Raw genomic sequence first — 22,279 nt, 5'->3', positions numbered from 1 at the left:
CTATGAGTCTGAACAAATCTCAGACCCAGGCAGTCAGACATACCGCCGGACCTTTGCTTGTACTGGCAGGTCCGGGGTCTGGCAAGACCACCGTTATCACAGAACGGACAAAATATCTGATTACCGGTCAGAATGTAGATCCGTCCCATATTCTCGTTATCACCTTTACCAAAGCGGCAGCCACAGAAATGAAAGAGCGGTTTTACCGTCTGACAGGGGGTAAAAAATATCCGGTTACTTTCGGAACCTTTCACGCTGTTTTTTTTCATATTTTAAAACATGCCTATGGATTCCATGGTGGAAATATTATCCGGGAGGAACAGCGCTTTCAGTTTATGGGGGATATTATCCGGCGCATGCATCTGGAATATGAGGATGAAAAAGAGTTTATGGGAGATTTGCTGGGTGAAATCAGCCTGATGAAGAATACGGGGATTTCTCTGGAACACTATTATTCCAAAACCTGTGCCAGAGAAATTTTTGAACAGATTTACCAAAGCTATGACAGCAGGATGAAACAGCAGCGTCTGATTGACTTTGATGATATGCTGGTGTACTGTTATGAGCTGTTTGACCAGAGGAAGGATATCCTGTCTGCCTGGCAGCGTAAATATCAGTATATTTTAATTGACGAGTTTCAGGATATTAACAAACTTCAGTTCGATATTGTAAAAATGCTTGCGCTGCCGGAAAACAACCTGTTCGTGGTAGGAGATGATGATCAGTCCATTTACCGGTTCCGGGGTGCAAAGCCGGAGCTGATGCTTGGATTTGCACAGGTATATCCGGAAGCAGGGCAGGTACTTCTGGATGTGAATTACCGCTCCGGGAAATCCATTGTGGATGCATCCCTGCGGCTGATTTCCCACAATACCAGACGGTTTGAAAAAAACATATGCTCCGGTGAAAATCAGGATTCTTCCGTACAATATTATCTCTGGGAAAATCAGCAGGAGGAAGGAAAAGGGGTGATTGAGCAGATTTTAAAAGACTGCCGGGCCGGATACAGCTATAATGATATGGCTGTGCTGTTCCGCACCAATACCCAGCCCCGGATTTTCATGTCTCAGCTTATGGCATACAATATTCCCTTCCGCACCAGAGACAATATTCCCAATCTCTATGAGCACTGGATTACCAGGGATATTCTGACTTACATACGTCTTGCCCAGGGGAGCAGGAGCCGGAAGGACATGCTGCAGATTATGAACCGTCCCAACCGGTATATTACCAGGGACAGCCTGATGGAAGAAACGGTGGCTTTTGATGTGTGGGCAGATTATTTTTATGAGAAGAAACAGCACTGGGTGGCAGAACGGATTGAACAGCTGGAAGCAGATTTGCGTGTTCTGAGCAGAATCGGGCCTTATGCGGCCATCAATTATATCCGGATGGGCATTGGCTATGAGGAATTTCTGGAAACCTACGCGGAGTATCGCAGAATCAATGGAGAACATTTGCTGGAAGTGCTGGATGAACTTCAGGACGGGGCCCGTCAGTTCCGCACTTATGAAGAATGGTTTGCCCATATGGAGGATTATACCAGAGAACTGCAGCGGCAGAAACAGCAGCAGGAGCTGCTGACAGACTGTGTTTCTCTGGCTACTTTGCACAGCGCCAAGGGACTGGAATATGAAAAGGTACATATTCTCGATGTAAATGAAGAACTGATGCCTTACAAAAAAGCTGTTCTGGATCTGGAGCTGGAGGAAGAACGCAGAATGTTTTATGTGGGGATTACCAGAGCCAGAAAAGAACTTTGTATTCACAGTGTCAGGAAATACAATGGCAGGGAGCTGGATGTTTCCAGATTCCTGGAAGAAATGCAGCCGGGTACATCATAAAAAACCAGGCAGAATACAGGATTCCTGGCATACCGTTACATATTGCTGATATGATAACCGTACGGCAGAATCGCTGTATTTTGTCCCGGCTTTCTGTTTCTTTTTCTGAATATGTCAGGAAAAGTGCAGGGAACTGTCTGTTCCGGAGAAATCTCTGTCAGTCATCGCCCAGAAGCGAATCCCATTCTGCTTCATCTAACAGTTCGTCAAACCGGTCGGTGACCGCTTCGTATTCATCGTCGTTTTCGATATTTTCCAGAGAAGGATTTCCATCGTCATCTTCGTGGTAACGGTAGATGAACACCTCGCCCTCCTCATTGTCATTTCCATCCTGATCCAGGGGAAGAAGCACAATGTAATCCTGGTCTTCCAGTTCAAAAATAGTCAGGATTCTGCATTCCACTTCCGAATCGTTGTCCAGGGACAGGGTTACAAGGATATCGGAATCATCGTCTTCCATTCCGTCCGTTTCGGGGCTGGTGTTTGGCTTTTCACTCATAATTAACCTCTTTTCTTCTATATAATTGACTGAATATAAAGTTCTGGGTGTCTGGACAGATCCAGATATTTGTTTGCAGCGGTGCTGACCACCGGACGGGAAAGATATTGTTTGTTGATAAGAATGATCTTACCGGAGGAACCGTCGTTCAGCAGCACAGAGTTACCGATATAAGTGTCTATAATACGGGACAGGAAAGGCAGCAGATACTGAGATTCATACCGTTCAAAGCCTTTCCGCTCAAAAGTGGCAATGACTTCAAAAGGACAGATGCCTTTCCGATAACAGCGGTTGCAGGTCATGGCGTCGTATACGTCAGCGATGGCAATTATTTTGGCAAAGTCAGAAATTTCATTTCCTTTCAGTCCGGAAGGATAGCCGGAACCATCGCAGCGTTCGTGGTGCATGAGAACAGCAGAGCGAACCCGTTGGTCCAGATTGAAATCTGCAAGAATCTCCATACCGTATCGGGGATGCTGTTTTACCTGTTCGAATTCTGCCGGAGTCAGCGTATCCGGTTTGGTAAGAATATCCGGGTCAATTCTGCATTTTCCGATATCGTGCAGTAATCCGGCCAGTGTCAGGATTTCCAGATCTTCATCGGAAAAATCAAGCCATTTTCCCATCATGCGGCTGATAATAGCCACATTGATACAGTGAGCATAGGTAGTGTCGTCAATCTGGCGCATGTTGTGCAGCATATCAAAAACGGAAAGAGATGTGAGGTGGTTGCTGTACAGGCTGCTGATTTGTCCCAGAAGGGCATCAGAGTCAAGAACTTCGGTTTTATTCATCAGATTTTGGAATGCATTTTCCAGAAATCTGGTTTTTTTGGAGTAGTCGACTTTAAACATGTGGAATTTCCGACTGCGCTTTACTTTCTGAGCATAAGATTCCGTATCGTTATCCTGAGCGGAATCTTCCACAGAAGCATCGGAAATTTCCCGTTCCGGGATAATCTGAACACTTTCGATACCGTAAAATTCCAGATAGGAAATTCGCTGGGAAGTTATTATTGTGCGGGCAGGAAACAGAAGCTGGCCTGTTTTACTGTAAACAGGAGCAGCAGTGACCATTCCTGCGGACAAATCTCTGGTTGCTACTTTTGTCATTGCCATTTCCCCCTTTGTCTTGTTAGCAGTGAGAAAGCCGGTTGCAGAATCCGGACTTTTCTCTCCTTTACAGAATACCATATGCAGGAAAAAATTTCTACCGTCATTTGAAATCTTATTGACAAAGGAAATTTTTGTGATATACTTTGAATATCAAAATATTTGAAAATTAAAAGGAGAATGAAAGATGTTAGAGAAAATAAAAGAACTGATTGCAGAACAGTTAAACACAGAGGCAGAAAAAATCACATTGGAGGATTCTTTTAAGGACGACCTGGGAGCAGATTCCCTGGATTTATTTGAGCTGGTAATGGCGCTGGAAGATGAATACTCTGTGGAAATTCCTTCGGAGGAGCTGGAAAAACTGGCAACTGTAGGAGATGTGGTAGAGTATCTGAAAGAAAAAGGCGTGGAATAAGAGGTGTGGCAATTGAAGACGAAGATAACAGAGCTGTTGCAGATAGAAGTGCCCATTATTCAGGGGGGCATGGCCTGGGTGGCAGAACATCATCTGGCGGCCGCTGTGTCGGCAGCCGGAGGGCTTGGAATTATCGGCGCTGCGAATGCGCCGGCAGACTGGGTGCGGGGTGAAATCCGCAAAGCCAGAGAGCTGACAGACCGGCCAATCGGCGTCAATGTCATGCTTTTAAGCCCATATGCAGATGAGGTGGCGCAGGTACTTGTGGAAGAAAAAGTTCCGGTGATTACCACTGGCGCCGGAAATCCTGGAAAATATATGGAAATGTGGAAAGAAAGCAAAAGTAAAGTCATTCCGGTGGTCGCCAGCGTGGCGCTGGCCAGGATGATGGAGCGTGGCGGTGCAGACGCAGTGATTGCGGAAGGGACCGAGTCCGGCGGCCATATCGGGGCTGCCACCACCATGACGCTGGTGCCTCAGGTGGCAGATGCAGTAAAGATTCCGGTGATTGCAGCCGGAGGTATTGGAGATGGAAGAGGCATTGCGGCAGCCTTTATGCTGGGGGCTCAGGCAGTTCAGATTGGAACCCGGTTTGTGGTGGCAGAGGAATCCATCTGTCACCCCAGTTACAAAGAGCGGATTATCAAAGCAAAAGACATTGATTCCGCAGTAACCGGAAGAAGTCATGGACACCCCATACGCCAGCTTCGCAATCAGATGACAAAAGACTACATAAAGAAGGAACAGGAAGGAGTTCCATTTGAAGAACTGGAACTGCTCACCGTAGGCTCTCTGCGGAATGCAGTGATAGACGGGGATGTAAAGAACGGAACTGTAATGGCAGGTCAGATTGCAGGATTAATTAAAAAAGAACAGAGCTGCCGGGAAATGATAGAGGAAATGATGGAAGAAGCCGCAGCTTTGATGCAGGGGGCAGGAAAATGAGAAAAATAGCATTTGTTTTTCCGGGGCAGGGCGCCCAGTATACCGGAATGGGAAAAGATTTTTATGAAAATTATGACAGGGCGAAAGAAGTGTTTGCCATTGCAGGAAAAGTATCCGGCATGTCCATGGAGGAACTGATTTTTCAGGAAAATGAAAATCTCAACATTACAGAATATACTCAGATAGCCATGCTTACTGTGGAACTGGCTATTTTGAAGGTGCTGGAAGAAAAAGGGATTTCCTCCTGCGTCAATGCCGGTTTAAGCCTGGGAGAATATGCGGCCCTGACTGCTTCCGGCGGGCTGTCGGTACATGACGCCCTGAAACTGATTGTAAAACGGGGCAGATTCATGCAGGAGGCAGTGCCCACAGGCGGAGCCATGACGGCAGTTATGGGCGCAGATACCGGTCTGGTGGAAAAAATCTGTGAAGAGACAAAAGGAATTGTATCCATAGCAAACTACAACTGCCCTGGCCAGATTGTGATTACCGGACAGGAACAGGCTGTGAAACAGGCAGCAGAAGAACTGAAGGAATCAGGCGTTAAGCGTTGTATTCCTCTGAAAGTCAGCGGGCCTTTCCATTCTGAAATGCTTGCAGATGCGGGGAAGAAGCTGGCGGCAGAACTGGAAAAAGTGGAAATCGAAGCGTTAAAGACACCTTATGTTTCCAATGTAACCGCTGATTATGTCAGAGACACAGAGGCTGTGAAAGAATTGCTGGAGAAGCAGATTTCCGCTCCGGTGCGCTGGCAGCAGAGCGTGGAACTTATGACAGCAGACGGAGTGGATACCTTTATTGAAATCGGGCCGAAAAAGACCCTTTCCGGATTTTTGAAAAAAATTGCACCTGATGCGGAAAGCCATCATGTGGAAACAGTGGAAGATATGGAAAAGCTGCTGGAAATTCTTAAGACAGAAGGATGAGAACACAGCCAGGGAACAGGAGGGAACCGGTATGGAATTAGCAGGAAAGACAGCTCTGGTGACAGGAGGCTCCCGCGGGATTGGCAGAGCCATTGCAAAAATGCTGGCTGCCAGAGGAGCCCATGTGGTGATAAACTACAATGGCTCCCAGGAACAGGCAGAGCGGACCAGAACAGAAATCCAGGCGGCGGGAGGAAGCGCATCACTGTTTCAGTGCAGTGTGGCAGATCCCGAAGCTGTGGAAGAGATGATAAAGCAGGTGGCGGCAGAATATAAAAGACTGGACATTCTGGTGAATAACGCAGGAATTACCAGAGATAACCTGATTTTAAAAATGACAGAAAAAGAGTTTGACGAGGTGCTGGACACCAATCTGAAAGGTGTGTTTCATACCTGCAAACATGCGGCAAAGCAAATGCTGCGCCAGAAATCCGGCAGTATTGTGAATATTTCTTCCATTTCCGGGATTATGGGAAATGCAGGTCAGACCAACTATGCTGCTTCCAAAGCAGGAGTGATTGGCCTTACCAAGTCTCTGGCCAGAGAACTTGCTTCCAGAGAAATCCGTGTCAATGCAGTTGCTCCGGGATTTATTGAAACGGAAATGACAGAAAAACTGCCGGAATCTGCGGTGGAAGCCGGGAAAGCTCAGATTCCTTTCCGGCGGTTCGGCACGGTGGAAGAGGTGGCGAAAGTTGTCTGCTTCCTGGCTTCTGAAGATGCATCTTATCTGACCGGGCAGGTGATTCAGGCAGACGGCGGCATGGGAATGTAAAAAAAGAGATGGAAATGGAAGGAGACAGAATGAAACGAGTTGTAGTAACCGGAATGGGCGCCATTACCCCCATCGGACTGAATACAGAAGAATTCTGGGAAAGCCTGAAGGCAGGAAAGACAGGATTCAGTGAGATTACCCAGTTTGACACTTCAGATTTCAAGGTGAAAATAGCGGCCAGTGTCAGAGGATTTGAGGGCAGGAATTACATGGATGTAAAATCTGCAAAGCGTATGGAGCTTTTCTGCCAGTATGCAGTGGCAGCGGCAAAGGAAGCGCTGGAGCAGTCCGGCATTCAGATGGATCAGGAGGACCCTTACCGGGCAGGGTGTGCAATTGGTTCCGGTGTGGGAAGCCTTCAGGCCATGGAGCGGGAGCATAAACGTCTGCTGGAAAAGGGACCGGGCAGAATCAATCCCCTGCTGGTGCCTCTGATGATTACCAATATGGCGGCCGGAAATGTTTCCATTCAGTTTGGTCTGAAAGGAAAAAGCATCAATGTGGTGACAGCCTGTGCCACAGGCACCCATTCCATCGGAGAAGCATTTCGGACCATACAGGTGGGAGATGCGGATGTGATGGTGGCCGGAGGAACAGAAAGCGCCATTACCCCCATCGGAATCGGCGGATTTACCGCTCTGACCGCATTGTCTTCCAGTAATGATGTGAACCGCTGTTCTATTCCCTTTGACCGGGAGCGCAGCGGATTTGTGATGGGAGAAGGAGCCGGCGCAGTGGTGTTAGAGGAACTGGAACATGCCAGAAAACGCGGTGCGGCCATTCTGGCAGAAGTAGTGGGATATGGCGCCACCAGCGATGCCTTTCACATTACTTCTCCGGCAGAAGACGGTATGGGAGCAGCCATGGCCATGAAACAGGCGCTGGCAGACGCGAAAATTGCACCGGAAGAGGTGGAATACATCAATGCACATGGTACCAGTACCCATCACAACGATTTATTCGAGACCAGAGCCATTAAACAGGCCTTTGGAGAACATGCTTATGAGCTGAAAATCAATTCCACCAAGTCCATGATCGGGCATCTGCTGGGAGCAGCCGGCGCAGTGGAAGTGATTGCATGTATTCTGCAGATGCAGCATGACTATATTCATGCTACAGTGGGACTGCAGGAGTCAGAGGAAGAACTTGATTTGAATTATATGAAAAATAATGGAAAAGACCAGAAGTTTAAGTATGCTTTAACAAATTCTCTGGGATTTGGCGGGCACAATGCCAGTCTGATTCTGAAAAAATTTGAGGAGCAGGAATCCTGAAAGGGGAAACCGACAATACAGTCAAAACAGGGAGTGGAGACAGCAGCATGGAATTTGAAAATCTTGTAAAACTGATTCAGACTGTTTCGGAGTCTGAACTGACCCGTTTTTCCTATGAGGAAAAAGGGGTAACGATTTCAATGAAAAAAGAGAAACAGCAGACACTGGTTGCGGTGGAACAGGGCACGGGAGGAGTACCGCTGGCGGCGGGAATTTCTCTGCCTGAGGCCGTTCCCTCTGCAGAAGTATCCACAGCCGTTCCGGCAGAAGGAAATGTGGTGAAATCTCCTCTGGTGGGAACTTTTTACAGCGGACCCGAACCGGAGACAGAACCTTTTGTAAAGGTGGGCGATCATGTATCCAGAGGTCAGACCCTTGGAATTGTGGAAGCCATGAAACTGATGAATGAAATCGAAAGCGACTATGAGGGCGTGGTAAAGCAGATTCTGGTATCCAATGAAGATGTGATAGAATTTGGCCAGCCTTTGTTTGTGATAGGTTAGTGGAAAGCCGAAAGGAAAAGACAGGAGGAACTGCAATGTCACAGATGGGAACCAGAGAGATTATGGAAATTATTCCCCACCGGCAGCCTTTTTTACTGCTGGATACCATAGAGGAACTGGAGCCGGGAGTACGTGCTCTGGGGAAAAAATGCGTTACTTATAATGAGCCCTTTTTTGCAGGTCATTTTCCGGGAGAGCCGGTGATGCCGGGGGTACTGATTGTGGAAGCCCTGGCGCAGACCGGCGCGGTGGCCATTTTAAGCCAGCCGGATTTCCAGGGCAAAACCGCATATTTCGGAGCCATCAACAAGGCACGGTTCAAACAGAAAGTGGTACCGGGAGATGTACTGCTGCTGGAAGTTGAAATTGTGAAACAGAAAGGGCCGGTTGGAATCGGAAATGCAAAAGCGACGGTAAACGGAAAAACGGCCGTTTTGGCAGAACTGACTTTTGCTATTGGATAAAAGACCGGATCAGAGATAAGTATAAAAGTTAAAGGAGCATTTTATATGTTTCAGAAAATATTGATTGCCAACAGGGGAGAGATTGCTGTGCGTATCATCCGTGCCTGCCGGGAGATGGGAATACTCTCTGTGGCAGTATACTCAGAGGCAGACCGGGAAGCCCTCCATACCCAGCTGGCAGACGAAGCAGTCTGTATTGGGAAGGCTTCCGTATCGGACAGTTATCTGAATATGGAACGTATTCTGAGCGCAGCTATTGCCACAAAATCCCAGGCCATTCATCCTGGGTTTGGATTTTTGTCAGAAAATGAACATTTTGCAGATATGTGCGAAAAATGCGGAATAACCTTTATCGGCCCCTCCGGGGACATGATAGGAAAAATGGGAAATAAATCTCAGGCCAGGGTAACCATGATGGATGCCGGAGTTCCGGTGGTGCCAGGAACCAGAGAGCCGGTGTATGATGCAGAGCAGGGCCTGGAAATTGCAGAAAAAACAGGATTTCCCGTGATGATTAAAGCCTCCTCCGGAGGGGGTGGAAAAGGTATGCGTGCAGCATCGGACCGGGAAGAATTTGTGAACGCCTTTCATCTGGCACAGCAGGAGTCTGTCAATGGGTTCGGAGACAATACCATGTATATTGAAAAATATATGGAAGATCCCCGGCATATTGAAATCCAGATTCTGGCGGATAAATACGGTACGGTGCTCTGGCTGGGAGAGCGGGACTGCTCCATTCAGAGACGTCATCAGAAACTGCTGGAGGAATCACCCGGTACAGCCATAGACCAGGAACTGCGGGAGCGCATGGGAGAAACTGCCGTGCTTGCAGCCAGGGCTGTGGGCTATGAGAATGCAGGAACCGTTGAATTTCTGTTGGATAAAGATAAAAATTTTTACTTTATGGAAATGAATACCAGAATTCAGGTGGAGCATCCCGTTACGGAAATGGTCACAGGCGTGGATCTGGTAAAGGAGCAGATTCGGATTGCGGCAGGGGAGAAGCTCAAACTCCGGCAGGAGGATATTATGCTGAGAGGCCATGCCATTGAATGCCGCATTAACGCGGAAAATCCGGAAAAGAATTTTATGCCCTGTCCGGGAACCGTAAAAGACCTGCATTTTCCCGGAGGAAACGGTGTGCGGATTGAATCAGCCCTTTACAATGGATACACCATTCCTTCCTTTTACGATTCCATGGTGGCCAAGGTAATCGTACACGGAGAGGACAGAGAGGATGCGATTCGGAAAATGCGCAGTGCGCTGGGAGAAGTGGTGGTGGATGGAATTACCACCAACCTGGATTTTCAGTATGATATTCTAAATCATCCGGCTTTTCTTTCGGGAAAAGTAAACACCGGTTTTATACAGGAATATTTTGAAAAAATAAATCAGGAATAGATAACTGTGGCAATAATTTTGGAAGGAAGGCAGGAAAATAAATGCTGAAATTTAAAAAGACCGGATCTGTTCCAATGTCCGGAAAAGAACCGTCAGTACCGGAAGGTCTCTGGATTAAATGTGATGGCTGCGGAGAACTTCTCTATAAAGAAGATGTGAGACAGAATCATTATGTATGCTATAAATGCGGAAAGTATTTTCGAATTACCACAAAAAAGCGTCTGAGAATGGTTGTGGATAAAGGTACTTATGAAAAATGGGACGAAGAGCTGGAAAACAGAGATCCTCTGAATTATCCGGATTATCAGAGCAAAATTCTGTCCCTGCGGGAAAAACTGAAAATTGACGAGGCAGTTACCTGCGGCGTGGGTACTATTCACGGGGAACGGGCAGTGGTCTGTGTCTGTGACGGAAGGTTTCTCATGGGCAGCATGGGATCTGTCACAGGAGAAAAAATCACCAGAGCTGTGGAACGTGCCACCCGGGAAAGGCTTCCGGTGATTATTTTTACCTGTTCCGGCGGCGCCAGAATGCAGGAAGGTATGGTATCGCTCATGCAGATGGCAAAAACTTCCGGGGCCCTGAAACGCCATTCCGAGGCAGGGCTTTTCTATATTTCCGTACTGACAGACCCCACCACCGGAGGCGTAACCGCCAGTTTTGCCATGCTGGGGGATGTGATTCTGGCAGAACCTGGGGCACTGGTGGGATTTGCAGGGCCGCGGGTCATCGAACAGACCATCAGACAGAAACTGCCGGAGGGATTTCAGCGGGCGGAATTTCTGCTGGAGCACGGGCTCATTGACGGGATTGTGGAACGGGAAGACCTGAAAGATACCCTTGCAAAGCTCATTGCCATGCACCGGCAGGTGGAACCCAGAGAAGGACTGATACCAAACCGGAGAAAAAGGCCGGCGTCCCAGGAAGAATTCCGAAGAAAAGAAAAGGTATCTGCCTGGGAGCGGGTACAGCGGGCCAGAGCCCAGGACCGTCCCGGAGCCCTGGATTATATCCGGGAAATTTTTTCTGATTTTCTGGAGCTTCACGGAGACCGTCATTTTGCAGATGACGGGGCTGTTGTGGGAGGAATCGGATATTTTGACGGCTGCCCTGTGACTGTAATAGGACAGCAGAAGGGTAAAACCACCAAAGAGAATATTACCCGGAATTTCGGTATGCCCTCACCGGAAGGATACCGGAAAGCACTGCGTCTGATGAAACAGGCAGAGAAATTCCGTCGTCCCATCATCTGCTTTGTGGATACTCCGGGCGCTTTCTGCGGGATGGAAGCAGAAGAACGGGGACAGGGAGAGGCCATTGCCAGAAACCTGTTTGAAATGTCCGATTTGACGGTACCGGTTTTAAGCATTGTTATCGGTGAGGGCGGCAGCGGAGGAGCCCTTGCGCTGGCAGTGGGCAACGAGGTGTGGATGATGGAAAATGCCACCTATACCATATTGTCTCCGGAGGGATTTGCGTCCATTATGTGGAAGGATGCCCAGAAGGCCCCAAAGGCGGCAGAGCGGATGCGGGTAACAGCGGAAGATTTAAAGGAACTTGGAATCATTGAAAAAATCATCCGGGAGCCTCAGCCGGCAAATCCTCAGAATATTTCAGAAATTGCAGAGGGAATGCAGGAAGAAATCCGCAGGTTTCTCCATCAGTATCTCCCTTTGGAGAAAGAAGAACTGGCAAAGCAGCGTTATGAAAGATTTCGGAGGATGTAACCATGAGCAGAACACTTAAAATCGGTGATTTGGAAGTGCCCGTTCCTGTCATCCAGGGAGGTATGGGCGTAGGCGTCAGCCTTTCCGGGCTGGCGGGAGCTGTGGCAGGCTGCGGAGGCGTGGGCATTATTTCCACAGCACAGATTGGCTACCAGGAGAGGGGATTTGACCAGTCCCCCATTGAGACCAATCTGAAAGCTCTGGCAAAACACATCCATCAGGCCAGAGAACTGGCAAAGGGTGGCGTGATAGGCGTAAACATTATGGTGGCTACCAGAAAATACGGGGAATATGTTCGGGCTGCCGTAAAAGCAGGAGCAGATCTGATTATTTCCGGAGCCGGGCTTCCCACAATTCTGCCTTCTCTGGTGGAGGGAGCCGGAACGAAAATCGCTCCCATTGTGTCCTCTGTGAAGGCAGCCTCCGTTATCTGCAGGCTCTGGGACAGAAAGTACAGACGCTGCCCGGATCTTGTGGTAATTGAAGGACCCAGAGCAGGAGGTCATCTTGGGTTTTCCAGGGAGGAGCTGGAAACCATAACAGAAGAGTCCTATGAGCAGGAGATACAGGGCATTATGGAAGTGGTTCAGACATATGGCGAAAAGTATCAGCGCCATATTCCCGTGGTGTCCGCAGGCGGAATCTATGAAGGAAAAGATCTGCGGCATGCGTTGGAACTGGGCCTGGACGGAGTGCAGGCCGCTACCCGGTTTGTCACCACTTATGAATGCGATGCCAGCGAAGCATATAAGCAATCTTATATTCAGGCTGAAAAAAAGGATATACGGATTGTAAAAAGTCCCGTGGGAATGCCGGGACGCGCCATCTGCAATGAATTTGTCCTTCAGTCGGAGGGGCGGACAGGAAAAAATCTGAAAAAGACATGGAAATGCCGTCAGTGTCTGGAAAAATGTAATCCCGCAGAGATTCCCTACTGTATTACAGAGGCCCTTATCAATGCGGTAAAGGGTAATCTGGAGCATGGGCTGATTTTTTGCGGTGAAAATGCCTGGCGGGCCCGGAAACTGGAGCATGTGGCAGAAATTATGAAAGAATTCGCGAATGCGTAAAAATATGGTACTAAAGTGCAAAACTCCCGGAAAAAGTCCTTTCCAAATCTTTGAGAAGTTGCTATAATACAAAGGTAGACAGAAACAATTGTTCCAGAATCGGTTCTACTGGAGTGGTTTGAGAAGGCAGAACAAAAGAGACAGGACAGTTACAGAGAAGAGGAAGACATCAAGGGAGGCACATATGAATTTTCAAATCTGTTCCGGAAATCAGGAAAAGGCAGGCGTAACAAAACAAAAGGATATCATTTCGTTTTTCGTTCAGGCAGCAGGAAATTCCGCCTGCAATCTGCTGTTATATCCCAAAGATAATGGTCCGGTCCGGAAAATTCCCATGGAAGTGCAGAAAAATGATGAGACGGTATATACGGTAGGAATTCGCGGACTGGACTGGAAAAATTACGATTATAATTATGAAATTAACGGGGAAGAGGTGACAGACCTCTATGCCCGCAGAATTACCGGGCGGGAAATCTGGGCAGATGAGACCCGCAGGCCCAGAGAACAGAAGGCAGAACCCTTTGTCCCGGAAAAAGAAAAAAAGCGGATGGAGCGGGAACTTCCTGCAGTAAATCATGTTTCCTCAAAACAGCAACTCAGGGAAAAAGGTACAGCAGGAAAAATTAAAAGCTCTTTTTATTTTTCGGATTTTAGCTGGAAAGATAAGGATTTTCGAAGAATTAAAAAAGAAGATATGATAATTTATAAACTGCATGTGCGCGGATTTTCCATGGGTATGCAGGGCACTGACAGGCGTAAGGGAACAGTGGAAGCAGTAGAGCGGAAGCTGGATTATCTGAAAGAACTGGGGGTTACCACGCTGCTCTTTATGCCTTTGTATGAATTTGAAGAAATTATTATGCTGGATAAGACCAAGGTACAGGAGCATCCCAGGGATCTGATTAATTACTGGGGGTATACCTCAGGGAGTTATTTTGCTCCGAAAGCGTCTTATCTGGGTAAAAATCATGATCCCGACAACCTGAAACGACTGATTCAGAAAATGCATGAGAAGGAAATGGAATGTATTCTGGAGTTTTATTTTCCGGAAAAAACAAATCCTCATTTAATTATTGAAGTTTTGCATTACTGGCACAGGGAATACCATGTGGATGGATTCCGCCTGATGGGGATCCCGGCTGTGGCGGAGCTGGCGGCTCTGGACGGTGGGCTCAGCGGCTGCAAACTTTTTTTCGAGAGTTTCCGGGAAGAACTGGCAAAGGACAGCGAGCGGTTCGGGCCGCTGCTGTTTACCTATAATGACGGATTCCTCTACGGCGTGCGCAGAAGCCTGAACCACCAGGGCGGCAGCATTCATGAATTTGCATGTCAGATGCGCAGACAGCAGGCACATCAGGGATTTGTAAATTTTATAGCGGAGAATAACGGGTTTACCCTGTGGGATTCTTTTTCCTATGAGCATAAACACAACGAACAGAACCGGGAGGAAAATCGGGATGGAAATGACTGGAACTGCAGCGGAAACTGTGGTCAGGAGGGGATCAGCAGGAAACGACAGGTGAATGAACTGCGGAAACGGCAGGTGAAAAATGCCCTTACGGTTCTGTTTTTTGCCCAGGGGATTCCCATGCTCTGGATGGGGGATGAATGTGTCAACAGTCAGCAGGGAAATAACAATGCCTACTGCCAGGACAATGAAACAGGCTGGAAAGACTGGAAACGTTCTGCAGCGGGAAAACAGATGTCTGTTTATGTGAAACAGCTTTCCGGAATCCGGAAACATTATTCCATGCTGCGCAGTCCCCGTCCTTTTCAGCTTCAGGATTACCAGAACAGGGGATGTCCTGATTTATCCTATCACAGCGACGGGGCCTGGAAGATGGATTTTGACCGGAATCAGGGATTCATCGGCATGTTTTATTCCGGAACTTATGCAGGGATGAAAGAAAGCCTGTATGTGGCATATAATTTCCAGAGAGTGTCCCAGAAATTTGCACTGCCCGGCGGCATGAAGTGGAAGCTGTTGTTAAATACTGCAAAAGAGCCGGCAGTACCCCAGGAACCGGAAAATCTCATGGATATCCGTGAAATTCAGGTGGAGCGGCAGTCTGTCTGCCTGTTAAGCGGAACCGAGTCGGCGGAATCTCTGCCGGAACAGGAGCTGTCCGGGAAACAGTCTGGCGAGAGCAAATCAGGGACAAAAATAAAGGGCAGGGGAAGATAACAGATGGAAGAACGAAGATTCGGTATCAGCGGTTTTACGCTGAAATGGATTGCCATGGTCTGTATGCTGACGGACCATGTGGGAGCAGTCCTTTTTCCCCAGTATATACAGCTCAGAATCATTGGAAGGCTGGCTTTCCCCATCTACTGCTTTCTGCTGGTGGAAGGGGCGGTCCATACCAGTGATATACGCAGGTATGAGCTGCGGCTTCTGGCCTTTGCGGCATTGTCGGAGATTCCCTTTGACCTGGCTTTTTACAGCAGAATAAGTTTCAGCCACCAGAATGTGTTTTTTACGCTGTTTCTGGGACTGATTGTGGTGGAACAGTATCAGAAAAACCGTACAAAATTAAGTTCACTTTTTATTTTTATTGCGGCCATGGTACTGGCTGAGGTTCTGAGAACAGATTACGGAGCGGCAGGCATTGTGTATATCCTCTGTTTTTATCTTCTGCATCAGTATTTTTTTGCCAGACAGGCAGTTTTTGCAGCTATGAACTTTCTGCTGTATGGAATGAGTGTTCAGGGGTATGCGGGGCTTGCAGTATTTCCCATGCTTTTGTATAATGGAAAGAAAGGGCCTTCCATGAAATACTTTTTCTATCTTTTTTATCCGGCCCATTTGCTGGTAATACGTCTTATATGCGTTTATGCATTGTAATTGAAACAGACAGGAGTGTGAGGAAGAGATGAAAGCCTGGCAGCATTTTAAAACCATTACCCGTCACAAGGCGCTTGTAATGCAGGGGTGTTTTCGTGTGGGACTCTACAGACAGGGACTGCTCCATGATCTGTCCAAATATACCCCTGTGGAATTTCTGGTGGGATGCAGGTATTTTCAGGGGAATTTAAGTCCAAACAATATAGAACGGAAGCAGAAAGGTTATTCTTCTTCCTGGCTGCATCACAAGGGCAGGAACAAACATCACATGGAATACTGGATTGACTACGGAACCGGAGAACACCGGGGGATGACCGGCATGAAGATGCCCATAAAATATGTGGTGGAAATGTTTATTGACCGTATGTCAGCGTCGAAAAACTATCTCAGAGAAGATTACACCGACAGAAGTCCGCTGGAGTATTACGAGAACGGAAAAGCATATCATATGCTCCATGAAGATACCAGGAAACTGTTAGAGCACCTGCTGCGTATGCTGGCGGAACGGGGGGAAGATGTCACTTTCCGCTATATTAAGCAAGTGGTATTGAAGAAAAAGGATTATGGCAGACGCTCATAAAACTTACACAAACTGATTTTTGTCCGGCTGATAATGATAATCAATGGCGGCAAGGGGGCCGGTGACTGCTTCCTGAGAGATGTTATGGCTTTTGCAGAACTCTTCCAGGGACGGATAACGGTCTCTTAAATAAGTATTGATAAAACTTAATAATATAACGGGATCCTTCGGCAGATTCATGATGACCTCCTTTGGCAGTAATCTGCAATAATCTGATGAAGGAAAGTATAACGTTTTTTTCCGGAATTTGCAAGAGATTTCTTTTTTCCGGTTGGAAAGGCACTTCAAAGGCTGATTTTTCATAGTATGTAATAAATCAGCTTAGAGGTGCTTTTTTTGAAAACATTTTTAATGCCGCTGAATGCCGAGGAAGAAACCTGTTATCTGAAGAAAATGAAAGAGGGCAGCCTTGAAGCTAGAAACACCCTGATCGAACGAAATCTGAGACTGGTAGCGCATATTTCCAGAAAATACCAGAACGGGGAAGAAGACATGGAGGATCTGATTTCCATAGGAACCATCGGACTGATTAAAGCCATTTCCACTTTTAACCATGAGCGGGGAAACCGGCTGGCCACCTATGCGGCCAGATGTATTGACAACGAGCTGCTGATGTATTTTCGGGGAAAAAAGAAAACCTCCAGGGAGGTGTCGCTGTATGAGCCCATCGGAACGGACAAAGAAGGAAACCAGATTAATCTGATGGATGTGGTGGAGAGCATGGACCGGGATATTTTCGAGATAATTGAACTGAAAGGAAATACCAGGAAGGTCTATGAAATGATTCCGAAAGTTTTAAACAGGAGGGAGCGGGAGATTATTGAATGGAGATACGGACTGTACAATCGAAAACCGGTCACACAGCGGGAGATTGCAGATAAACTGGGAATTTCCCGTTCTTATGTAAGCAGGATTGAGAAACGGGCGCTGGAAAAATTAAAGGAATGTTTTGAATGATTCTTTTTGCTTTTCAGATTTCTCTTTTCAAAGAAAAGAAAACGTGATATGATATACTCATCTTTTTTCAAAGGGTGTATCTGCCCAAATTCCCGAACCAGTACAAAAGGAGGTATTTTTGTACAGTATTGTATCAACGGCCGTTGTCTGCGGCATCCGGAGCGTTCCGGTACAGGTGGAAGCAGACGTATGCGATGGTATGCCTGTATTTGAAATGGTGGGCATTCTGTCCGCTGAGGTGAAAGAATCCAGAGAGCGGGTGAAAGCGGCCATCCGCAACAGTGGAATCCGGCTTTCGCCTAAAAAGATTACCGTAAATTTTTATCCGGCAGACATTCGGAAAACAGGAACCGGCTTTGACCTTCCGGTGGCGCTGGCGGTGCTGGCAGCTTACGGAAGAATTTCCGAAGCATTTCTGGAGGAAATATTTTTTGCCGGAGAAATCGGTCTGAACGGAGAATTGCGCCCTGCTGCCGGAATCCTTCCCATGGTTCTGGCGGCCAGGGAAGCTGGAAAACATACCGTCTGCATACCCAGGGGAAATGTGAAAGAAGCGGAAATGGTGAAAGGAATCACCATTCTGCCAGGAGACAGTCTGAATCAGGTACTGACGCTGGTGGAGGAATTTCACCGGAAGCCGGAAAAGTTTTCCCCAACGCACAACATGGAAGAAGTATCAGAAGAAGCCAAAGAGACGCCCTGGGATTTTTCCGGTCTGCATGGACAGAAGGTTCTGAAACGGGCCTGTGAAATCGCTGCAGCCGGAAGGCATAACATGCTGATGACGGGGCCGCCAGGAGCAGGCAAGACCATGGCAGCAAAGGCGGTATCTACCATTCTGCCGCCCCTTACCGAAGAAGAAGGGCTGGAGCTTGCCGGAATATACAGTGTCAGCGGTCTGTTTGACCAGCGGGAAGGAAAGTTTTATACGAGGCCGTTCCGAAGTCCCCACCATACCATAAGCACTGCGGGACTGGCCGGCGGCGGAGCTGTGCCAAAGCCGGGAGAACTGAGCCTTTCCCATAAAGGGGTATTGTTTCTGGACGAGCTGACAGAGTTCAGACGGGAGGTGCTGGAGGTGCTGCGCCAGCCTCTGGAAGAGGGCGTGATACGTCTGGTAAGGCGCAGCGGCGCTTATCAGTTTCCGGCCGATATTATGCTCATCGGGGCCATGAATCCCTGTAACTGCGGATACTATCCTGACCGGAATAAATGCAGGTGTTCCTCTGCCGTCCTGGAACGCCATTTCAGCAAACTCAGCCGGCCTTTTCTGGACCGCATGGATTTGACGGTGGAGGTGAAACGTCCCCGGCTTCCGGAAATTGTGGAGGGACGTCCGGAAGAAACCTCCGCCTCTGTTCAAAAGCGGGTGCGGGAAGTGCAGGAAATTCAGAGAAAACGTTTTTCAGACAGCGGAATCCTCTATAACAGCCGGATACCTGTTTCCCATATAAAAGAATTCTGTCCCCTGGAGCCGGAAGGGGAGAAACTGCTGCAGGAATCCTTTGAACGTCTTAATTTAAGCGTACGGGGATATTACCGGACCCTTCGGGTGGCCCGTACCATTGCAGACATGGAACATGCCGGGCGCATAAGCCGGCTTCATATTATGGAAAGTCTGCTGTACCGCAGTGCGGACCGGAAAGAGTGGGAACAGGAATGAGAACAGAAATTTATCACAGCCGGTACGAATACTGGCTGGCAGGCCTTTTATGCCTGTCAGGAAAGAAAAAAATCCGGCTTATTGAGACCGTTGGCAGAGCGGAGGAGATTTACCGGATGAAACCGGAAGAAATCAGGAAACTGCCCGGCCTCACAGAGAGGGAAAAAGAAAAGCTGGAACAGGAAAGAAATCTGCCGGAAGAAGAACTGGAACAGATGCGGGCATACTGCATCCGGAAGGATATCCGTCTGATTCTGTGGCAGGATTCTGAGTACCCCGCCCGTCTGAAACAGATTTGCAGCCCTCCCTACGGTCTGTACTGCCGGGGAAATCTGCCGCCGGAGTCTGCTCCGGCAGTGGCCCTGGTGGGAGCCAGAGCCTGTTCTGTTTATGGCAGGCAGATAGCGGAACAGGCAGGATACCATCTGGCCCGGCGGGGCGTCTCCGTAATCAGCGGTATGGCTGCAGGAATTGACGGGGCAGGCCACCGGGGCGCGCTGCAGGCGGGAGGCTTCTCCTGCGGTATTCTGGGCTGCGGTGTGGACGTCTGCTATCCGGAGGCCAACCGGAAAGTGTATGAGGCCCTTTCTGTCCGGGGAGGGCTGATTTCTGAATATCCTCCCGGCACAAAGCCGCTGGCTCGTTTTTTTCCACAGAGAAACCGGATGATCAGCGGTCTGTCTGACCTGGTACTGGTGGTGGAGGCACGGGAAAAAAGCGGTGCGCTGATCACTGCGGATTTTGCACTGGAACAGGGGAAAGAAGTTTATGCTGTGCCGGGAAGGGTCGGAGACGCTCTGAGTCAGGGAACCAACCGGCTGATTGGACAGGGGGCCGGAATTTATCTGTCCTGGGAAGACTTTCAGAAAGAAATGGATCTTTTTCCGGATTTTTTAGAATCCTGTGAAAAAATTAAAAAATTATCACTTGAAAAATCAGAAAGGTTGGTGTATAGTTGTCTGGATTTGAGTCCGAAGAATCTGGACGAGCTTATGACAGAAACCGGATATTCCCTGAAAGAACTTATGGAAAATCTGGAATCTCTGAGAGAAAAGGACTGTATACTGGAAGTATACAGGAACTGCTATATCCGAAGGGCAGAATGTAAGTGACCATAAAAGGAGCAGACAAATGGCAAAGTATCTGGTAATCGTGGAATCACCGGCAAAGGTGAAGACAATTAAAAAATTTCTGGGAAAGAATTATGAGGTGGCAGCCTCCAACGGGCATGTGAGAGATTTGCCCAAAAGCCAGCTTGGAATTGATGTGGAACATGATTATGAACCGAAATATATTACCATTCGAGGAAAAGGGGATATTCTTGCCGGACTTCGCAAAGAAGTAAAAAAAGCGGAAAAAGTATATCTGGCAACGGACCCTGACCGGGAAGGAGAGGCAATCTCCTGGCATTTGTCCAAAGCGCTGAAGCTGGAAGACAAAAATGTATACCGTATCAGTTTTAATGAGATAACCAAAAATGCAGTAAAAACCTCCCTGAAGCAGGCCAGAGAAATAGATATGAATCTGGTGGACGCCCAGCAGGCCCGGCGTATGCTGGACCGTATGGTAGGTTACCGTATCAGTCCTCTTTTGTGGGCAAAAGTGAAACGGGGACTGAGCGCCGGCCGGGTTCAGTCCGTGGCTCTGCGCATGATCTGCGACCGGGAGGAGGAAATCAACGCCTTTATTCCGGAAGAATACTGGACTCTGGAAGCACAGTTTGCGGTTCCGGGGGAGAAAAAGCGTCTGACCGCCCGTTTTTACGGAGACAGCAGCGGCAAAATGACCATCCGGTCCGGAGAGGAAATGGAACAGCTGCTGCAGAAACTGGAAAAAGAACAGTATCAGGTGCTGGATGTGAAAAAAGGGGAGCGCATCAAGAAATCTCCTCTGCCTTTTACCACCAGTACCCTTCAGCAGGAAGCGGCCAAGACACTGAACTTTTCCACTCAGAAAACCATGCGTCTGGCCCAGCAGCTATATGAAGGCGTGGACATTAAGGGACAGGGAACCGTGGGCGTTATCACTTATCTGAGAACGGACTCCGTGCGTGTATCCGAAGAAGCGGACCAGGCTGCAAGAGAATATATCCGGTCCTCCTATGGAGAAAAGTATGTGGCCAAAGAAGGGCAGGAGCGGAAGGGCTCCGGTAAGATTCAGGACGCCCACGAGGCAATCCGGCCTTCCGATATCACTAGGACCCCGGTGATGATCAAAGAATCTCTGAGCAGAGATCAGTTCCGGCTGTATCAGCTTATCTGGAACCGGTTTACTGCCAGCCGTATGAGCAGTGCAGTATATGAGACTACCTCCATTAATATCGGAGCCGGAGATTACCGGTTTCATGTGTCTGCTTCCCGGATTATTTTTGAAGGTTTCCTTTCTGTCTACACCGGGGACGAGGATGAAAAGAGTGAGAATAACGTAATGCTGAGGTCTGTGGATAAGGATACGAAGCTGAACCTGAAGGAACTGGAAGAGAAACAGCATTTTACCCAGCCTCCGGCTCATTTTACAGAAGCATCTCTGGTAAAGGCCCTGGAAGAACAGGGAATCGGGCGTCCCAGTACCTATGCACCCACCATCACCACTTTGCTGGGCAGGCGGTATGTGGTAAAGGAAAGCAGGAATCTTTATATTACAGAGCTGGGAGAAGTGGTGAATTCCATTATGAAGGAAGCCTTTCCTACCATTGTGGACGAACGTTTTACAGCCAATATGGAGTCTCTGCTGGACAAAGTGGCGGAAGGGGCCATTGACTGGAAGGCAGTGGTCAGCAATTTTTATCCGGATCTGGAAGAAGCGGTACAGGCAGCGGAAAAAGATTTGGAAAAAATCAGGATAGAAGACGAAGTAACAGATGTGGTCTGCGATTTGTGCGGCCGGAATATGGTGATTAAATACGGGCCTCACGGAAGGTTTCTGGCCTGTCCGGGATTTCCGGAATGCCGCAATACCAAACCCTATCTGGAAAAAATCGGTGTGGCCTGTCCGAAATGCGGAAAAGACGTGGTTCTGAAAAAGACGAAAAAGGGGAGAAAATATTACGGCTGTGAAGACAATCCGGACTGTGATTTCATGTCCTGGCAGAAGCCTTCTCAGGAGAAATGTCCCGAATGCGGCGGTTATATGGTGGAAAAGGGAAATAAGCTGGTATGTGCGGACAGCCAGTGCGGATATGTGACAGAGAGAAAGAAGCAGGAAGAATCCTGAAAACCTTTCAAAAACGTGGAAAAATTGACAGGAATAGTTAGAAAATATAAAATTCTGCCAAAG

General features: G+C 48.2%; 21 protein-coding genes. 18 read left to right on the top strand and 3 right to left on the bottom strand.

The features are described 5' to 3' along the window. The first annotated feature begins 2 nt into the window (after nucleotides 1-2). The gene (locus C805_RS16600; protein WP_016215074.1) at nucleotides 3-1,844 is read left to right on the top strand and encodes an ATP-dependent helicase; all 1,842 of its coding nucleotides are present in this window, start codon (nucleotides 3-5) and stop codon (nucleotides 1,842-1,844) included. Between the two features lie 157 nt (nucleotides 1,845-2,001). Here C805_RS16600 and C805_RS16595 read toward each other — a convergent pair whose 3' ends face one another. Next, entirely contained in the window at nucleotides 2,002-2,343 is a 342-nt protein-coding gene (locus C805_RS16595; protein WP_016215073.1) for a DUF1292 domain-containing protein, read from the bottom strand. Between the two features lie 17 nt (nucleotides 2,344-2,360). After that, the gene (locus tag C805_RS16590; protein WP_016215072.1) at nucleotides 2,361-3,455 is read right to left on the bottom strand and encodes an HD-GYP domain-containing protein; all 1,095 of its coding nucleotides are present in this window, start codon (nucleotides 3,453-3,455) and stop codon (nucleotides 2,361-2,363) included. 187 nt (nucleotides 3,456-3,642) lie between these two features. On the opposite strand from C805_RS16590, the gene acpP reads away from it, so the two are divergent. The 13 genes from acpP (at nucleotide 3,643) to C805_RS16525 (ending at nucleotide 16,383) form a co-directional block, all read left to right on the top strand. Next, nucleotides 3,643-3,873 (top strand): acyl carrier protein, encoded by a 231-nt coding sequence (gene acpP / locus C805_RS16585; RefSeq protein ID WP_016215071.1) that lies wholly within the window; start codon nucleotides 3,643-3,645, stop codon nucleotides 3,871-3,873. A 12-nt stretch (nucleotides 3,874-3,885) separates the two neighbouring features. Continuing rightward, a complete protein-coding gene (gene fabK, locus C805_RS16580; RefSeq protein ID WP_016215070.1) occupies nucleotides 3,886-4,818 on the top strand; it encodes an enoyl-[acyl-carrier-protein] reductase FabK in 933 nt (310 codons plus the stop codon). After that, nucleotides 4,815-5,744: an ACP S-malonyltransferase gene (fabD, locus tag C805_RS16575; protein ID WP_016215069.1), complete on the top strand. Its 930-nt coding sequence runs from the start codon at nucleotides 4,815-4,817 to the stop codon at nucleotides 5,742-5,744. The genes fabK and fabD overlap by 4 nt, the downstream gene beginning before the upstream one ends. A gap of 31 nt (nucleotides 5,745-5,775) precedes the next feature. Beyond that, nucleotides 5,776-6,519: a 3-oxoacyl-[acyl-carrier-protein] reductase gene (gene fabG / locus C805_RS16570; RefSeq protein WP_016215068.1), complete on the top strand. Its 744-nt coding sequence runs from the start codon at nucleotides 5,776-5,778 to the stop codon at nucleotides 6,517-6,519. Nucleotides 6,520-6,548: 29 nt separating this feature from the next. Further along, complete coding sequence (gene fabF, locus C805_RS16565) at nucleotides 6,549-7,793, top strand: beta-ketoacyl-ACP synthase II (RefSeq protein ID WP_016215067.1); 1,245 nt, start codon at nucleotides 6,549-6,551, stop codon at nucleotides 7,791-7,793. Between the two features lie 47 nt (nucleotides 7,794-7,840). Beyond that, on the top strand, nucleotides 7,841-8,296 hold the full coding sequence (accB, locus tag C805_RS16560) for an acetyl-CoA carboxylase biotin carboxyl carrier protein (protein WP_016215066.1): 456 nt from the start codon (nucleotides 7,841-7,843) through the stop codon (nucleotides 8,294-8,296). 35 nt (nucleotides 8,297-8,331) lie between these two features. Further along, nucleotides 8,332-8,760 (top strand): 3-hydroxyacyl-ACP dehydratase FabZ, encoded by a 429-nt coding sequence (gene fabZ / locus C805_RS16555; RefSeq protein WP_016215065.1) that lies wholly within the window; start codon nucleotides 8,332-8,334, stop codon nucleotides 8,758-8,760. Nucleotides 8,761-8,805: 45 nt separating this feature from the next. Continuing rightward, nucleotides 8,806-10,161: an acetyl-CoA carboxylase biotin carboxylase subunit gene (locus C805_RS16550; RefSeq protein WP_016215064.1), complete on the top strand. Its 1,356-nt coding sequence runs from the start codon at nucleotides 8,806-8,808 to the stop codon at nucleotides 10,159-10,161. Nucleotides 10,162-10,202: 41 nt separating this feature from the next. Further along, nucleotides 10,203-11,888: an acetyl-CoA carboxylase carboxyl transferase subunit gene (locus C805_RS16545; protein WP_016215063.1), complete on the top strand. Its 1,686-nt coding sequence runs from the start codon at nucleotides 10,203-10,205 to the stop codon at nucleotides 11,886-11,888. Nucleotides 11,889-11,890: 2 nt separating this feature from the next. Beyond that, complete coding sequence (locus C805_RS16540) at nucleotides 11,891-12,958, top strand: NAD(P)H-dependent flavin oxidoreductase (RefSeq protein ID WP_016215062.1); 1,068 nt, start codon at nucleotides 11,891-11,893, stop codon at nucleotides 12,956-12,958. 184 nt (nucleotides 12,959-13,142) lie between these two features. Next, entirely contained in the window at nucleotides 13,143-15,143 is a 2,001-nt protein-coding gene (locus C805_RS16535) for an alpha-amylase family glycosyl hydrolase (protein WP_016215061.1), read from the top strand. Nucleotides 15,144-15,146: 3 nt separating this feature from the next. Further along, nucleotides 15,147-15,803, top strand: coding sequence for a TraX family protein (locus tag C805_RS16530; protein WP_016215060.1), 657 nt, complete (start codon nucleotides 15,147-15,149; stop codon nucleotides 15,801-15,803). A gap of 28 nt (nucleotides 15,804-15,831) precedes the next feature. Beyond that, nucleotides 15,832-16,383 (top strand): DUF5662 family protein, encoded by a 552-nt coding sequence (locus tag C805_RS16525; RefSeq protein ID WP_016215059.1) that lies wholly within the window; start codon nucleotides 15,832-15,834, stop codon nucleotides 16,381-16,383. Nucleotides 16,384-16,386: 3 nt separating this feature from the next. On the opposite strand, the gene C805_RS16520 is transcribed toward C805_RS16525, so the two are convergent. Beyond that, nucleotides 16,387-16,563 carry a DUF4250 domain-containing protein gene (locus C805_RS16520; RefSeq protein ID WP_016215058.1) on the bottom strand — a complete coding sequence of 59 codons (177 nt, stop codon included), beginning with the start codon at nucleotides 16,561-16,563 and terminating at the stop codon, nucleotides 16,387-16,389. A gap of 147 nt (nucleotides 16,564-16,710) precedes the next feature. On the opposite strand from C805_RS16520, the gene sigK reads away from it, so the two are divergent. From sigK to topA, 4 genes are all read left to right on the top strand, one after another. Continuing rightward, nucleotides 16,711-17,340, top strand: coding sequence for an RNA polymerase sporulation sigma factor SigK (sigK, locus tag C805_RS16515; protein ID WP_371197636.1), 630 nt, complete (start codon nucleotides 16,711-16,713; stop codon nucleotides 17,338-17,340). 118 nt (nucleotides 17,341-17,458) lie between these two features. Then, complete coding sequence (locus C805_RS16510; RefSeq protein WP_016215056.1) at nucleotides 17,459-19,003, top strand: YifB family Mg chelatase-like AAA ATPase; 1,545 nt, start codon at nucleotides 17,459-17,461, stop codon at nucleotides 19,001-19,003. Next, complete coding sequence (gene dprA, locus C805_RS16505; RefSeq protein WP_016215055.1) at nucleotides 19,000-20,115, top strand: DNA-processing protein DprA; 1,116 nt, start codon at nucleotides 19,000-19,002, stop codon at nucleotides 20,113-20,115. The genes C805_RS16510 and dprA overlap by 4 nt, the downstream gene beginning before the upstream one ends. A gap of 19 nt (nucleotides 20,116-20,134) precedes the next feature. Continuing rightward, on the top strand, nucleotides 20,135-22,216 hold the full coding sequence (topA, locus tag C805_RS16500) for a type I DNA topoisomerase (protein ID WP_016215054.1): 2,082 nt from the start codon (nucleotides 20,135-20,137) through the stop codon (nucleotides 22,214-22,216). Nucleotides 22,217-22,279: the final 63 nt, after the last annotated feature.

The organism is Eubacterium sp. 14-2 (assembly GCF_000403845.2).
Taxonomy (GTDB): Bacteria; Bacillota; Clostridia; order Lachnospirales; family Lachnospiraceae; genus Petralouisia.
The sequence above is the reverse complement of the archived record's forward strand: the minus strand, read 5'-3'. Positions and strand labels throughout refer to the sequence as shown.